This is a genomic window from Mycobacterium shunyiense (genome assembly GCF_058270035.1).
Map to the genome: position 1 here is coordinate 318,823 of NZ_JBZDPT010000001.1, position 13,614 is coordinate 332,436.

A 13,614-nucleotide genomic window follows, 5' to 3' on the forward strand; every position below is an offset into this window, starting at 1 on the left:
ATGGCGGATTTCCGTTACGACCCGCGTCAGCGTCCGGCCCAGCCTGCGGCGCCGGCCGCTGACGCGTTCAGAATCCACACTGCCGCTGTCGCCGAAGAAGTTTCGCTGGCGTACGTCCGCGAGGGCATCGGCGGTGTGCCCCTGCTGCTGGTGCACGGGTACCCCGAGACCAAGCGGATCTGGTGGCGCAACATCGAGGCCTTGGCCGCAGCCGGCTTCGAGGTCATCGTCCCGGACCTGCGCGGCATGGGCGACAGTGCGATCCCGCCCGACGATCAGCACGACATCGTCACGTACTCCCGCGACCTGTATGCGTTGGTCCACGACCAACTGGGCCACGAGTCCTGCCTGATCGCGGCCAGCGATGTCGGTGCCGTCGTCAGCACCGACCTGATCCACCGATATCCCGGATTCGTCACGCGCTTCTGTGTTTTCAACACCGTGCCGCCCATGGGAGTCGACTACTCGGGAATCGGCACCCAACATCCGGGGTTCGTCGGCGGCGCAGCCGATCCCACCGGTGACTACCGCTGGATGCAGGGCGCCTTCCCCGACCAGCTCGCCGCGATGCTGCCCACTCCGGAAGCTCGCAGGCAGTGGGTGGCGGCGATGTATACCAACCGGCTGTGGGGCTCGGCCTACGCGTTCACCCAGTCCGAGGTGGACTTCATGACCGAGCCGTTCGCCGACGAAGCGCGGCTACGGGCGGGGTGGGCGTCGTATCAACTCGCCTACGGCCGCGCCATGGCCGAGATCCCGCTGATGGCTGCGGTCGAGGTGCCCACCCTGGTGCTGTACGGACCCGAAGATCACGTGGTCGGCGAGGATTTCGTGCCCCGCACCGAGCGGGCGTTTCTCAATCGCATTGGGCCGCTGGTGGTTCCGGGTGCCGGCCACTTCCTGCAGTGGGAGCGCGCCGATATCTTCAACCGGTTGATCCCGGCGGTGTTCGGCGACGTCATTGCGCGCCATCGGTCGGCTGAGCCAGAATTGCGCCGCCCAGCCAGCGTCTGAGGAAGCGTCGCAGTTCGTCTCGGCTGCGGCCGGGTTCGTTGGGGGCGATGAAGAACGACAGCATCGTGCGCAGGGTGAATTCCACGAGCTCGCGCAGCGCGGATTCGTCGTATCCGTACTTCGCCCAGTCGACGTCGAACCGGGTGATCATCCGCATGCCGAAGGCCTGACCTTCGCCGGAGGCGACGTTGACCGAACTGGCGGCGGCCTGCGGTCCGGACAGCATGATCCGCAGGTGCGGTATCCGGGTGACTTCCTCCAGGGTGAACATGACGCCCTCGGTCATCGCCTCGGCGGGATCGGTAATCCCTCGCACGCTTTCGGCGAGCCGGTCGAGAAAGCCTTCCACCGAGGCGATCGCGGCCGCGTGCATCAGTGCTTCGGCGGTGGGGAAGTAGCGGTACACGGTCTGGCGGATGACGCCGAGTGATGCCGCGACGTCGGCGATGCTGATCCCGGTCCCCGTCTCGGCGATCAGCTGCACAGCGGCGGCCACGATGCGTTCGGAGGCTTCCTCGTCGCTGCCGGGCGGTCGCCCGTCCCACCCGCGCCTACGCGCCACGGTCCGGATTCCTGGCCAGCCACATTCCTGCAGGATATCGCCACCCGCCGTTGACGGGCCGCAGCCGCGTGTAGTAATCATACAAAGACGGCGTTGTTTGTATGATTGCTTTGGACGAGCTGAGGTGGCACCCATGACGGATCTGATCGTGCGGAAGATGAGGTTCGCGTTCGCGGACCACCGCGTCCCCTTCCTGTGGAACGAGACCAACCCGGCGTTCTCGTCGATGGCCAATGCGGTGTCGTTCCTCGCCATTGCCTTCGAGAAGATGATCGGCCACATGATCACCGAGGCCATGCCGTTCATCACCGACCCGGAGGTGGCCGAGGAGGCTCAGGCCTTCGTCCGGCAGGAGGGCCAGCACGCGATGGCCCACCGCCAGCACGCCAAGGGCCTGATCAAGACCTACCCAGGTCTCAAGGAGACCCTCGACGACGTGGTCAAGGCATTCGACGACCTGACTGCCGAGACGCCGCTGAAATACCGGCTGGCCTACACCGCCGACCTGGAGGCGACGTTCACCCCGGTGTTCAAGCTGATGCTCGACCATGACGACACGCTGTTCGCTCCGGGGGACGACCGGGTGGCCTCACTGTTCCTGTGGCACTTCGTCGAAGAGGTCGAGCACCGCAGCTCGGCGTTGATCATCTATGACGCGGTGGCCGACGATCCGTGGTACCGGATGCGGGTCGCGCCGTCGATCTTCAAACACGTCTGGGCGGTGCTCAAGATCGCCACCGAAGGCTTCAACAAGCACGTTCCGCTGGAGGAGCGTCAGATCGACGCGGTGTCGATGTTCGGTATGCAGGCGCGGAGAAAGGCTCTGCTGCAAAAGCTTCCGTTCACCAAGACCCCGTATGACGGGCCGGTCGCGAACGCGTTCGCGCATCTGCCGGTGCGCGAGATGCTGACCGCCCTGACCGGCGTCGTGCGCAGCCAGGTGCCGGGCCACAATCCGGCCCACGAGAAACTGCCGGCATTGGCCGACGAGTGGTTCCAGCGCTACGAGGACGGCTACGAGGTCACCCAGTGGTACACCGCAGGTGATGCCACGGCGCAGAAAGCGAGCACCGCCGATGTCTGATCTGTGTACTCCGACCTTCTCGGGTTTGGCGCAGCGCCTGGGCTTTTCATGTGACACCGCAGGCGGTCTGGTCGAGTTGCGCAACCCGTTCGGGCTGGAGAACTGGACGCTGCCGGTGCTCGAGCTCACCGTGATCGTCGGGGCGGTGCTGGCCCTGGTGTACGCGATCGTGCGGCTGCGCCGGCACAACGATCCGACCAACCTGGTGCTCTGGTTCGGCGCCATCGCGTACCTGCTGATCATCGAACCGCCGCTGTATTTCCCCGGCGCATTCGGGATCGCCGAGCACGTCGACACGATGTTCGCGCACAACGTGTTCACCGTCGACTTCCTGTGGGGCCGGCTGCCGCTCTACATCGTCGCGATCTATCCGATGATGGCGACGGTCGCCTACGAGATCGTCCGGATCCTCGGGGTCTTCCGCCGCCGCGGTGTGCTCATCGGTGCGATCTGCGTCGGGTTCGTCCACCACGCGTTCTACGAGATCTTCGACCACATCGGGCCGCAGCTCCGGTGGTGGGAGTGGACGCTGGATCATCCGATGAACCAGCCGTTCTTCGATTCGGTACCGCTGCCCAGCGTCGTGGTGTTCGCTGCGCTGTGGCCGATGTCGCTGGCGTTCTGTGTGCAGCTGTTCGTCGGCCGGCACGTCCAGGACGGCAAGACCTTCACCGGGCTGCAGATCCTTGGACGCACCATCGTCGTCGGTGTCCTGGCTTCGATCGGAACCGCCGTGCTGCCCCTGCCGGCCACCGTGGGTACGTCGATCTCGGGGAGTACCACGGTCGGTGGGTTCATCTACGCCGCCGAACTCGTGGTGCTCGTGCTGGTGGCGATCCCGGTGCTGTTCGGTCAATGGTCGAGCCTGCGCAAGGACCGCGATCCTGCGACCGTGCGGTACTCCAATCCGCTCATCCTGCGCTACGCGGCGGTGTACCTGGCCGTCATGACCGTCCTGTGGCTGACGGCCCTGCCGGCCCACTTCGGCGCTGTCGACGGCCTCACCGCTGCGGGCGACCCCACCGGGAGCCTCTGGTACACGGTGGCCTGCCTGGTGACCGCGGGTCTGTCGATTGCGGCAGCGGCCACTGCAAATCCTGCTGACCTGCAACAACAGCCGGACGCGGTGGCGCCGGCGGTGGCAGCGAACCAGGAATGAGGAGGGAACCCACAGGCGTGCCACACGTCTGACGCAGTAGGTGATGAGGCAGAATTGCGGTGATGCCGACACCGCCGCAACGCCCCGGCGAACCCGGCCGGCGAGGCCGGGGCCCTGTGCCGCCGCCCGACCCGGCCACCCGGCGGCTGCCTCGTCCCGGCCGGCCCGAGGCGCCGACGGAGCAGCTCCGGGCCCGTCCTCAGCCGCCCGAGGCTGCGACCGAGCAGATCCGGGCGCGCCGTCAGCCCCCTGAAGCCGCGACCGAGAAGATCACAAAGCCCCGCCCACCGGCGGCGGCCCGGCCCGCGGGACCACCGCCGACCAAGCCGCCTGCTACACCGGAGGAGCCACAACCGGCGAAACGCTCGTCGCAATGGCGTAGTCCGCAGGCGATAATCCTCATCGTCGTCATCGCGGTGTCCCTAGTGGTGATCGGGCTGACCGGCGGCGAACTGTTCGCCCGCCACAAGGCGAGCTCCCTGCTCGTCTCGGTCGCCGAATGTGTGGTGGAGGACAACGCCTCGGTTTCCTTCGGGGTGAACCCGCCGTTCCTGTGGCAGCACATCACCGGGCACTACACCAACATCTCCGTGGAGACCGGCGGCAAACAGGTGCAGGCCGCCAAGGGGATGACCGCGGATGTGGCGCTGTCCGACATCAGGTTGCAGGGCACCTCGGACTCCAAGGGCACCATCGGATCGTTGAGCGCCACATTGACCTGGACGGCGGCCGGGATCAAGGACACGGTGGCCGAGAACCTGCCGGGCGTCGGCTCTTTGGTGACCGATGTGAGCACGGACCCCGCTGCGGGCACCATCACCATGGAGGCGGTGGGGGACACCAAGGTGACCGCCAAGCCCGTGGTGAACGACGGAAACCTGGACCTGCAAATCACCGACGTCAGTGGTCCGTTCGAGAAGGAGACCGTGCAGACGGCGCTCGACGCCCTGATGACGAAGCTCAACGACGCCTACCCGCTAGGGATCCACGCCGACAGCGTCTTGGTGACCGACACCGGAGTGGTCGGCAAGTTCTCCAGCCAGAACGCGTCCATTCCCAACGGCGGTTCTGACGACGCCTGCTTTGCGAAGCTCTGATGTTCCGAATCGCGGCGGCCGGCGCGCTGATACTTGCGGTCATGTCCATCGCGCCGCCGGCCCGGGCGCAGGAACCCAGCCCGCTGCAGCCGCTCGTCGATGCCGCCGCGCAGCGACTGCAGACGGCAGATCCGGTGGCCGCCAACAAGTTCCGTACCGGTGGACCGATCGAGGACCCGAAACGCGAACAACAGGTCATCGTGGCCACGACCGCCGAGGCCGACAGCCGTCACCTCGACCCGGCCTACGTGCGTGACGTGTTCCGTGATCAGATCGATGCGACCGTCGCCGTGGAGTACGGCCTGTTCTCGCAATGGAAACTGGATCCGGCGACCGCGCCGGTGACCGCACCCGACCTGGCCGCGTCGAGGACGACGATCGACGGACTCAACCACACGATGGTCGACGAGATCGCCGACCAGTGGCAGGTGCTGCATTCACCGGCCTGCCGGGCAGACCTGGCGAGCGCAGTCGAGAGCGTGGCCGCGGCGCGCAATTTCGACCCGTTGTATCGGCGCGCGCTGGACCACGCCACCAGCTCTTATTGCCGCTGACTACCGCGCACAGCCCACTATTGACGTTTCTGTAGACCGTGGGCGGGTATCCCTGGCCGCAGGAGGTTCAGGAAATGCCTACATGGAGTTGGATCGTCATCGCCGCAGTCGTCGTGATCATCGTGCTGCTCGCGGTGGTCGTGGGCGCGTCGATGATGCGTCAGAAGCGCAGTGAGCGGCTCAGGGAACAGTTCGGGCCGGAGTATGAGCACGCCGTCGAAAGAGCGGGCGGCCAACGTGCAGCGGAGCGGGAACTGCTTGCGCGCGAACGCAAACACAACAAGCTGAAGATCAACGAGTTGTCGCCAGAATCCCGGACCCGGTACGTCGAGGCGTGGGGGGTGACCCAGGCCGGGTTCGTCGACAACCCATCCAAATCGGTCGGCGAGGCAGATCGCCTGGTGACCGAGGTGATGCGGGAACGTGGTTATCCGATAGACGATTTCGAGCAGCGTGCTGCTGACATCTCGGTCGACCATCCCAAGGTGGTCGAGCACTACCGTGCCGCGCACATCCTGCACCTTGCTCAGGATCAGGGGGAGATCGGCACCGAGGCGCAGCGTGAGGCCCTCGTGCACTATCGCGCGCTTTTCGAGCAGTTGGTCGGCAATGCACCGGAATCGCATGCGGGGCCCGAAACGCGGACCGGGCGCGATACGCGGACTGCCGAAGACGTGGCCCAGAGCGAGCACGGCGCCCCAGCCGAGGGTGAAACCGGCACGAACCAAACCGGCACGGATTCGACGAAGGGGGCGCGAGCATGACCACTCACGACGAACAAGCGGCAACCGCCCCGCCGCGCGAAGCGGAGGTGCCGGGAGGCGCGGGGGTACGAGAGGACGCGGAGGTATCCGAGACCCGCGCCGCCGACAGGGCACGGCCCGCTCCCGCGGCAGATTCAGGCACTGGCCAGGCCGAGCCGGTGCACGACGACAACACGCTGCTGTTCGCCGACGAGCATCGGTCCGGACTGCACTCGCGCTGGAATGACGTTCAGGCGGCATTCGTCGACGACCCGAAAGAGTCTGTCCAGAAAGCGGACAACCTTGTGGCGGAAGTCGTCGAGGAGCTCACCGCAAGTTTCGCCGACACCCGGTCCCGGCTCGAGGCGCAGTGGTCTCGCGGCGAGGAGGCCTCCACCGAGGATCTCCGCCTCGCGTTGACGCGTTACCGCGATTTCTTCAACCGGTTGCTGTCGGTGTGAGGTGCCGGAGGGGTACAGACTGAGAGCTAGAGACTGTCCACGATGGCGTTCTTCAGCGTCTCGGAGCTGGTGCCGAAGACCGCCTGAACGCTGTTGCCCACCTCGATGACGCCTGCGGCGCCGAGGGCCTTCAACCGGTCCTGGTCGACCTTGCTCTTGTCGGAGACCTCCATGCGGAGCCGGGTGATGCAGGCATCGACATTGACGAGGTTCTCCCGGCCCCCGAAGGCGGCGATGATCTGCTCGGCCTGAGTGTCGGCCCGCGCGGGTGCGGTGAGGGTGCCGGAACCGCCGGCGGCGACCGCAGTAGTGGGATCGCCGGCTCCGCCGGCGGCGGCATCGGCTCCCTCACCGAGATTCGCCTGTTCCTGGGCCTCGAACTCGGCGTCTGGTTCACGGCCCGGCGTGCGCATGTTCCACTTCGTGATCGCGACGTAGAACAGCACGAAATAGATGACCGAGAACACCGCCCCCATGGCGATGAGCAGCCAGATGTTCTTCGCAGCCGGAGCACCGCCGTAGAGCAGCAGGTCGAGTAGCCCGGCCGAGAACGAGAAGCCCAGGTGGATGTCGAGCAGGTAGGCGATCGCCAGGGACAGTCCGGTCAGGACCGCGTGGATGACGTAGAGCGGGAACGCCACGAACATGAACGCGAACTCGAGCGGTTCGGTCACCCCGGTCAGAAATGCGGTGAGGGCCGCCGCCGACAGGATGCCAACCGCGACCTTGCGTTGCTTCTTGTTCGCGGCGAGGATCATCGCCAATGCCGCCGCAGGGAGGCCGAACATCAGGACGGGGTAGAACCCGGACGTGAGAATGCCGGCGGTCGGGTCGCCGGCAGCGAACCGGGTGAGTTCGCCGGTGACCACGGTGCCGTCCGGAGTCTGGTAGTCGCCGTAGAGGAACCACACGTATGAGTTCGGAATATGGTGCAGACCCAGGGGAATCAGCATGCGGTTTGCGAATCCGTAGACGAACGCGCCCAACGCGCCGCTCCCGCCGATGAACCGGCCGAGGCCGGTCAGCCCCGCATCGAAGATCGGATAGAAGTAGCTCATCAGGAAGGCGATGAACAAACTGGCCAGGGACACCACGATCGGTACGAACCGCCGCCCTCCGAAAAAGCCGAGATAGGAAGGTAATTGGATGGTGTGGTACCGGTCGAACAGCCAGGCCGTCACCAGACCCACCACGATCCCGGCGAACACGCTGTAGTTGATCTGAGCCTGGTCACCGGCCTTGTCCACCTCGCCGGCCAGCACGATGGGGGACATGGTCTTGAAGACCGCGGCCATCACCAGGTATCCGACCACCGCGGCCAGCGCCGTCGAGCCGTCGGCCTTTCGGGCGAAGCCGATCGCGACACCGACGGCGAAGAGCAGGGGCAGATTGGTGAACAGGGCGTCGCCGGCCGCGCTCATCGCCTTGAAGAACGCGCCGATGACGGGGGAGTCGATCCGGCCCAGCAGATCGGGTTGGCCGAGCCGTAGCAGGATGCCCGCGGCGGGCAACACGGCGATCGGCAGCATGAGGCTCTTGCCGAGCCGTTGCAGTTGCGCGAAAGCAGGTATGCGCAGACCGGACTTCTCCTGTGCACCTTCAGGTTTCGTCGTACCGCTCATCGCACCACCGTCCTCCTGGCCACCCGGCGCGAACCGCCGTAAAGCTGTGCGGAAGCTTAGACGAGAACCCGTGAACTCGCGGCCGTCTTCCGGCCGCCCTCGTATTGTTGGGACACCACAGAAGGAGTCACCACAGTGAGCTTGACGCGAGTACTCGCCCCCGTCGCCGGGCGCGCGGTAGCACTCCAGGATGTTCCGGATCCCGTGTTCTCGGCGGGCATGGTCGGCTACGGTGCCGCGGTCGATCCGCCGCGCGGCGTGATCGACGCAATCGCGCCGGTCAGCGGCAAGTTGCTGAAACTGATGCCGCATGCCTACGTCATCATGACGGCCGAGGGCGTCGGTGTGCTGGTGCACCTCGGGCTGGATACCGTCGCTCTGAACGGCGAGGGCTTCACCGCCCACGTCAGCCAGGGAGAGGATGTTGCCGCCGGTCAGGTGGTGATCACCTACGACGTGCCCGCAGTCGAGGCGAAGGGTCTCAATCCCATTGTCCCCGTAGTGGTCATGGACGAACGTGAACCCGGCAATGTGACAGTGGCCGGGCCGGTCGCGGCCGGAGCCGATATCCCGTCGGGCGCAGAACTTTTTACTGCGGCCAAGTAGATGGTCGAGTAGATGGAAGTCATCATCCTGGCCGATGCCGACGAGATCGGCAGGGTGGCCGCCGACGCGTTCGGCGGGCTGCTCGACCGTAAACCGAACGCCGTCCTGGGCCTTGCCACCGGGTCGTCGCCGCTGGCGGTCTACGACGAACTCGCCGCCCGGTGCGCTGCGGGACAGATCTCGTTCCGGCACGCCAGGGGATTCACCCTCGACGAATACGTGGGCCTGCCCGTCGATCATCCTGAGCGCTACCGCAATGTCATCGACACCGTGTTCGTCTCGCGCGTCGACTTCGCCCCCGGGGCGGTGCAGGGCCCTGACGGCCTGGCCGACGACATCCCGGCGGCGTGCGCGGCATACGAGGCGGCCATCCGCACTGCCGGCGGCGTCGATTTGCAGGTCGTCGGTATCGGCACCGACGGGCACATCGCCTTCAACGAACCCGGGTCCTCGCTGGCCTCGCGCACCCGGATCAAGACGCTGACCCGCCAGACCCGCGTCGACAATGCCCGGTTCTTCGGGGACGACCTCGATGCGGTGCCGACACACTGCCTCACCCAGGGGTTGGCCACCATCATGGCGGCCCGGCACGTCATCCTGGTGGCCCTCGGTCGCAGGAAGGCCGAGGCGGTGCACCACCTCGTCGAGGGCGCCGTGACCGCCATGTGGCCGGCCACCATCCTGCAGCACCATCCGCACGTCACGGTTCTGCTGGACGACGCGGCGGCGCAGCGGCTTCAGCTCTTCGACTACTACCGCGAGACCTACCTCGCGAAACCGGATTGGCAGGGCATCTGAGTGCTGCTGACTGCCGACACGCTCATTGCGGGCGCAGAACTGTTACGGCCGGGGTGGATCGACCTGTCGGGCGGGAAGGTGACGGCGGTGGGAGCGGGTCGCCCGCCCCGAAGTGCCGATCGCGAACTGGGTGCGGTGACTGTGATGCCGGGTTTCGTCGACACCCATTCCCACGGCGGTGGCGGGGGCAGTTTCTCGGCCGCCTCGACGGCCGATACGTCGGCCGCCGTGGCGCTGCACCGTCGCCACGGCACCACCACCATGATCGCCTCGCTGGTCACCGCGAGCCCCGACGACCTGCTGCACGAGGTCGGCGCACTGGCGGCGGATGTCCGCGCCGGACTGATCGACGGCATACACCTCGAAGGTCCGTGGCTGTCGACCGTGCGGTGCGGTGCTCATCAACCCGCGCTCATGCGGGACCCGGACCCGGCCGAGATCGACCGGTTGCTGGCCGCCGCGGCGGGAACGATCAGGATGGTGACCATCGCTCCAGAGCGTCCCGGTGCGCCGGCCGCGATCCGGCAGTTCGTCGACGCCGGCGTGGTGGTGGCTGTCGGCCATACCGAGGCCACCTACGAACAGACCCGCGCAGCGATTGCGGCCGGCGCCACGGTGGGCACCCATCTTTTCAACGCGATGCGTCCGGTCGACCGGCGAGAGCCGGGCCCGGTGATCGCGCTGATCGAGGATCCGGCTGTCACCGTCGAACTCATCACCGACGGCGTCCATCTCGATCCGGCCATCTACCGACACGTCACGCGCACCGTCGGGCCGGATCGCGCCTCGTTGATCACCGATGCGATGGCGGCCACCGGCATGCCCGACGGTCGCTACCAGCTGGGGCCCGTGCCGGTCGACGTGGCGGACGGGGTCGCCCGTGTCGGAGGGACGGATACGGTCGCCGGCAGCACCGCGACCATGGATCGGGTGGTCCGATTCGCCATGGCCCATTGCGGTTTGGACCGCGACGATGCGTTGTTGCTCGTCGCCCGTCAGGCCTCGCTGAACCCGGCTCGGGCGCTGCGACTGCCCGCCGGCGATCTGATTCCCGGGGCTGCAGCCGATCTCGTGGTGCTGGATCCGGATCTGTCGATCACCGGGGTCTTGCGGCGGGGTGTATGGGAGCTTGAACCGGCGGGGTAGCAATTTACCGGGCCGAGCTGCCGGGAAACCCGAGAACTGTTTCCTGAGGCAAAGATTCGTGTTGCGCCCGCTGCGAATAACCGTTACATATTCCGGTACCGGCGTACCGTCAGCCGGGTACGGCGCGAGTACCTAGGGGTCGTTTTTGTCCGACTGGCCATTCGTCGCACGGGATGCTGAACTGCGTGAAGCCGCGCAGGCGTTGCGTGGCGACTTCCGTGGTGTGGTGCTGGCGGGCGGGGCAGGCGTGGGGAAGTCGGCGTTGGCCCGGGTACTTGCCGAGCAAATGGAGGCCGACGGGCGTCCGGTGCGGTTTGTCCTGGGCACCGAAACCGGGCAGGCGGTACCGCTCGGGGCGTTTCTGCACGCACTCACCTTGACGGACGCGCATGACCCAACGGTGATGCTCGCCGCGGCGCACGAGGCGCTGGCCGCCCAACCCGACCTGGTCATCGTGGTCGACGATGCTCAGCACCTCGATCAGCTGTCGGCACTGCTGGTCCAGCAGCTGGCGGTGCACGGCGCGGCGAAACTCATCGTCACCATCCAGAACCGGGTGCCCACATCCGATGCGGTGACCGCGTTGTGGAAGGAACAGTTGCTGCTGCGGTTGGACCTGGAGCCCTTCACCCGGGCGCAGACCGCCGAGTTGATGGCAGCGGTGCTGCACGGTGATGTCGACCCGCGCGCGGTCGGTGAACTACACCGGTTCTCCTCCGGCAGCCCGCTCTACCTGCGGGGCGTCGTCAACGCGGCTCTCGGCGACGAGGCGTTCGTACGCGATGAGGGCCGGTGGCGGCTGTGCGGGCCGCTGCGGGCCAGCGCAGACCTGCACGCCCTGATCAATTCACGATTCGACACGCTCACACCGAACGAGCGGGATGTGGTCGAGATGGTGTCCACCGCCGAGGTCCTCGACTTCGATGTGCTGGCAGCAGTCTGCGACCTCGACGCGATCGCCAGCGTGGAACGGCGCGGAGCGATCCAGGTGCTCAACGATGCCGCCTGCACCCTGGTGCAACCCGGCCATCCGCTCATCGGTGAGGTTGCGCGCGAACGATGCTCGAAAACCCGAACCCGGCAGATCAACACACAGTTGGCGTCGCTGCTGGCGGCACACCTTCAATCACCGGGTAACGGAGCGGTGCCGGACGTGCGCGGTCGTATCCAGCTGGCTCGATTAATGGTGGGAGGCGATGTCCCGGCGGATCCGGACGTTATCGCCGATGCCGCGGCCAGCGCGGTCACCATGTCCAATCTGACTCTCGGAGAAGAGCTTGCGCGGTACGCGGTAGATCACGGTGCCGGGATGCCCGCGGTGATCGTCCTGGCCGACGCGATGAGTTGGCAGGGCCGGGGCGAGCAGGCCGAGCAACTGTTGGCCCGGTCGGTGCCGGATCCCGACGACGAAGCGATGCTGGCCCGGTGGGGTTGTCTGCGGGCATCGAATCTGTTCTTCGGATGCGCCCGCCCGGACGCGGCGCATGAGGTGCTCTCGACGCTCCGCGAACAGCTGCACTGCCCGCAGACGGTGACCCTGGTGGCCGCGATGGAGGCGGTTTTCGCCTTCCACACCGGTGAGCTGGAGAAGGCGATCGCGCTGGGCACCGCAGTACTGGACCAGAAGGTGCCGCCGACGGCGACGGTATGGGCCGCGCTGGCCACGTCGAGCGCGTTGGCCTTGTCCGGGCGGTCGGACGAGGCCGTCGCGGTGGCGCATGCGGGTGAGCTCGCGGCCGAACATTGTGTGTCGGGCTCGCCGCGCTACTGGTTCGTCTTCGCTCGGGTGTCGGCGGCCCTGGGCGATGTCGAGCTGGACAAGGCGCACGGCGTTTGCGATGCCTACGTCGAGAAGGCGGCCGGCTCGCCGCAGGCCGAGGCCATCGGCACCGCACTGCAGGGGCGGGTGGAGCTGGCCCGCGGCCGCCTGGCTTCAGCCTGTGATGCGTTGCAGACGGCGGTGTGGGCCACCCCGCAGGGCCTGCCGCCGGGGTGGCTGATGGTTGTCGTCGCCTGCCTGGCCCAAGCTGAGGGAATGCGTGGCGACGGTGTTGCGGCGGCTGCAGCCCTGGTGCGTGCCGAGGCCGCCGCAGCCGGGCCACGCGATGTGTTCCGGCCTGAGTTGGAGCTGGGCCGCGCGTGGGCTGCGGCCGCGACGGGCGAGACGGGCCCGGCCATCGCTCACGCAGTAGCGGCGGCAGACATCGCCGCGGCGAGCGGGATGGACGCCATCGAGCTGACGGCCCTGCACACCGCACTGAGATTCGGGGACTCGTCAGGGCACGAGCGGATTCAGCAGTTGGCGCGGCGGCGCGGTACCCGGGTGGCGGAAGCCGTCGGGGCGCACAGTCTCGGTCTGACACGGCATGATCCCGCGTTGCTCATCGCGGCGGCGGATCGGTTCGAGGCGCTGGGTGCGTTGGTGCTCACCGCCGACGCCGCCGCCGACGCAGCCAGGATGTACGCCGAGGCAGGCTGCCGCGGCAGTGAACTGGAATCCGCGGCCAGGGCGCTGTGGCTGGCGGGCCAGACCGGGGCGCGCACCCCGGCGCTGCGCTGTGCCGGCGACCCGCTGCCGCTCACGCATCGGGAGTGGGAGATCGCCGACCTGGTCGGGGTGGGGCTGAGCAACCGGCAGATCGCGGGCCGGCTGTGCCTGTCCGTGCGCACCGTCGATGGTCATCTGTACCGCATGTTCGCCAAGCTCGGCGTCGAGGACCGCGATCATCTGGCCCGGTTGGCGCGCTTCGGCCCGGCGGTGTGACGCT

General features: G+C 67.2%; 12 protein-coding genes and 1 pseudogene. 11 read left to right on the forward strand and 2 right to left on the reverse strand.

Features of this window, described 5'->3' with window-relative positions; all coding sequences use genetic code 11:
- Entirely contained in the window at positions 1 to 1,014 is a 1,014-nt protein-coding gene (locus AC4ELS_RS01620; protein WP_499045434.1) for an alpha/beta fold hydrolase, read from the forward strand.
- Here the strand turns inward: AC4ELS_RS01620 and AC4ELS_RS01625 are convergent.
- A complete protein-coding gene (locus AC4ELS_RS01625) occupies positions 959 to 1,576 on the reverse strand; it encodes a TetR/AcrR family transcriptional regulator (protein ID WP_499045436.1) in 618 nt (205 codons plus the stop codon). The genes AC4ELS_RS01620 and AC4ELS_RS01625 overlap by 56 nt on opposite strands.
- 133 nt (positions 1,577 to 1,709) lie before the next feature.
- On the opposite strand from AC4ELS_RS01625, the gene AC4ELS_RS01630 reads away from it, so the two are divergent.
- From AC4ELS_RS01630 to AC4ELS_RS01655, 6 genes and pseudogenes are all read left to right on the forward strand, one after another.
- The gene (locus AC4ELS_RS01630) at positions 1,710 to 2,660 is read left to right on the forward strand and encodes a metal-dependent hydrolase (protein WP_064879147.1); all 951 of its coding nucleotides are present in this window, start codon (positions 1,710 to 1,712) and stop codon (positions 2,658 to 2,660) included.
- Positions 2,653 to 3,819: a hypothetical protein gene (locus tag AC4ELS_RS01635; protein ID WP_499045439.1), complete on the forward strand. Its 1,167-nt coding sequence runs from the start codon at positions 2,653 to 2,655 to the stop codon at positions 3,817 to 3,819. The genes AC4ELS_RS01630 and AC4ELS_RS01635 overlap by 8 nt, the downstream gene beginning before the upstream one ends.
- Positions 3,820 to 3,881: 62 nt before the next feature.
- On the forward strand, positions 3,882 to 4,916 hold the full coding sequence (locus AC4ELS_RS01640) for an LmeA family phospholipid-binding protein (protein ID WP_499045441.1): 1,035 nt from the start codon (positions 3,882 to 3,884) through the stop codon (positions 4,914 to 4,916).
- Positions 4,916 to 5,470 carry a chorismate mutase gene (locus AC4ELS_RS01645; RefSeq protein WP_499045444.1) on the forward strand — a complete coding sequence of 185 codons (555 nt, stop codon included), beginning with the start codon at positions 4,916 to 4,918 and terminating at the stop codon, positions 5,468 to 5,470. The genes AC4ELS_RS01640 and AC4ELS_RS01645 overlap by 1 nt, the downstream gene beginning before the upstream one ends.
- A gap of 74 nt (positions 5,471 to 5,544) precedes the next feature.
- Positions 5,545 to 6,114, forward strand: a pseudogene (locus AC4ELS_RS01650) (hypothetical protein); the annotation flags it as partial.
- Between the two features lie 116 nt (positions 6,115 to 6,230).
- A complete protein-coding gene (locus tag AC4ELS_RS01655; RefSeq protein ID WP_499045447.1) occupies positions 6,231 to 6,674 on the forward strand; it encodes a hypothetical protein in 444 nt (147 codons plus the stop codon).
- 26 nt (positions 6,675 to 6,700) lie between these two features.
- On the opposite strand, the gene AC4ELS_RS01660 is transcribed toward AC4ELS_RS01655, so the two are convergent.
- Positions 6,701 to 8,296, reverse strand: a complete 1,596-nt coding sequence (locus tag AC4ELS_RS01660; protein ID WP_499045449.1) for a PTS transporter subunit EIIC — start codon at positions 8,294 to 8,296, stop codon at positions 6,701 to 6,703.
- A gap of 135 nt (positions 8,297 to 8,431) precedes the next feature.
- Between AC4ELS_RS01660 and AC4ELS_RS01665 the strand changes: the two genes are divergently transcribed.
- The 4 genes from AC4ELS_RS01665 to AC4ELS_RS01680 all read left to right on the forward strand — a co-directional run bounded on the left by AC4ELS_RS01665 (position 8,432) and on the right by AC4ELS_RS01680 (position 13,610).
- Complete coding sequence (locus AC4ELS_RS01665) at positions 8,432 to 8,902, forward strand: PTS sugar transporter subunit IIA (RefSeq protein WP_448442808.1); 471 nt, start codon at positions 8,432 to 8,434, stop codon at positions 8,900 to 8,902.
- Positions 8,903 to 8,914: 12 nt separating this feature from the next.
- Complete coding sequence (gene nagB / locus AC4ELS_RS01670) at positions 8,915 to 9,700, forward strand: glucosamine-6-phosphate deaminase (RefSeq protein ID WP_448442810.1); 786 nt, start codon at positions 8,915 to 8,917, stop codon at positions 9,698 to 9,700.
- Positions 9,701 to 10,846: an N-acetylglucosamine-6-phosphate deacetylase gene (nagA, locus tag AC4ELS_RS01675; RefSeq protein WP_498883478.1), complete on the forward strand. Its 1,146-nt coding sequence runs from the start codon at positions 9,701 to 9,703 to the stop codon at positions 10,844 to 10,846.
- Positions 10,847 to 10,991: 145 nt separating this feature from the next.
- A complete protein-coding gene (locus tag AC4ELS_RS01680) occupies positions 10,992 to 13,610 on the forward strand; it encodes a helix-turn-helix transcriptional regulator (protein WP_499045452.1) in 2,619 nt (872 codons plus the stop codon).
- Positions 13,611 to 13,614: the final 4 nt, after the last annotated feature.

What these genes read in the sequence shown, in the direction of transcription:
- AC4ELS_RS01620 (WP_499045434.1), top strand. Translation starts at nt 1, where the DNA reads ATGGCGGATTTCCGTTACGACCCGCGTCAGCGTCCGGCCCAGCCTGCG.
- AC4ELS_RS01630 (WP_064879147.1), top strand. Translation starts at nt 1,710, where the DNA reads ATGACGGATCTGATCGTGCGGAAGATGAGGTTCGCGTTCGCGGACCAC.
- AC4ELS_RS01635 (WP_499045439.1), top strand. Translation starts at nt 2,653, where the DNA reads ATGTCTGATCTGTGTACTCCGACCTTCTCGGGTTTGGCGCAGCGCCTG.
- AC4ELS_RS01640 (WP_499045441.1), top strand. Translation starts at nt 3,882, where the DNA reads ATGCCGACACCGCCGCAACGCCCCGGCGAACCCGGCCGGCGAGGCCGG.
- AC4ELS_RS01645 (WP_499045444.1), top strand. Translation starts at nt 4,916, where the DNA reads ATGTTCCGAATCGCGGCGGCCGGCGCGCTGATACTTGCGGTCATGTCC.
- AC4ELS_RS01655 (WP_499045447.1), top strand. Translation starts at nt 6,231, where the DNA reads ATGACCACTCACGACGAACAAGCGGCAACCGCCCCGCCGCGCGAAGCG.
- AC4ELS_RS01660 (WP_499045449.1), bottom strand. Translation starts at nt 8,296, where the DNA reads ATGAGCGGTACGACGAAACCTGAAGGTGCACAGGAGAAGTCCGGTCTG.
- nagB (WP_448442810.1), top strand. Translation starts at nt 8,915, where the DNA reads ATGGAAGTCATCATCCTGGCCGATGCCGACGAGATCGGCAGGGTGGCC.